The organism is Gluconobacter sp. P1C6_b, assembly GCF_018811945.1.
Classification (GTDB): Bacteria; Pseudomonadota; Alphaproteobacteria; order Acetobacterales; family Acetobacteraceae; genus Gluconobacter.
Genome location: NZ_JACRVU010000076.1, coordinates 1 through 524, shown reverse-complemented (window position 1 = coordinate 524; position 524 = coordinate 1). Strand labels below are relative to the sequence as shown.

Annotated in this window: 1 protein-coding gene and 1 pseudogene; both read left to right on the top strand. The window is 58.8% G+C overall.

Annotated features, from left to right (window positions below; translation table 11 throughout):
* A pseudogene (locus KP701_RS16460) lies at positions 1 to 310 on the top strand (hypothetical protein); the annotation flags it as partial.
* Positions 220 to 524, top strand: a 305-nt coding sequence (locus tag KP701_RS16205; protein ID WP_371819032.1) for a transposase, incomplete at its 3' end; no start/stop codon positions are given. The pseudogene KP701_RS16460 and the gene KP701_RS16205, both read left to right, overlap by 91 nt.

Genomic DNA, 524 nt, shown 5'->3' with positions numbered 1-524 from the left:
CTACGGCAAGTGGAATTCGGTCTATGTTCGGTTTCGCCGTTGGGCTGAGCAGGGCGTTTGGGATGCCCTGCTGCAAACCCTTGTAGATCTGGGTCTGACCGATAACTGGCAGCATATGGTCGATAGTACTGTGGTCCGCGCCCATTCCCAGGCCACGGGCGCAAAAGGGGGGCTTGTTCGGAGGCTTTTGGTCGATCACGCGGCGGCTTTACGAGCAAAATCCATGCTCGATGTGACAATCAGGGACGCCCTCTCGGCTTTGTCCTTACCGGAGGACAGGTCTCGGACTACAAGGCCACAGACGCCCTGATGAGCTTGTCCGTTCCAAATCCCAGGGCGATGCTGGCTGATCGGGGCTATGACAGCGACAGTTTCCGCCAGGACCTACTGCTCTACGGGATCCTGCCGATTATTCCATCACGCAAAGGCCGAAGTGCGCCGCAGAAAACAGACTGGCGGCGCTACCAGGACCGTAACCGCATCGAGCGGATGTTCAGCCACCTCAAGCAGATGCGCCGCATCGC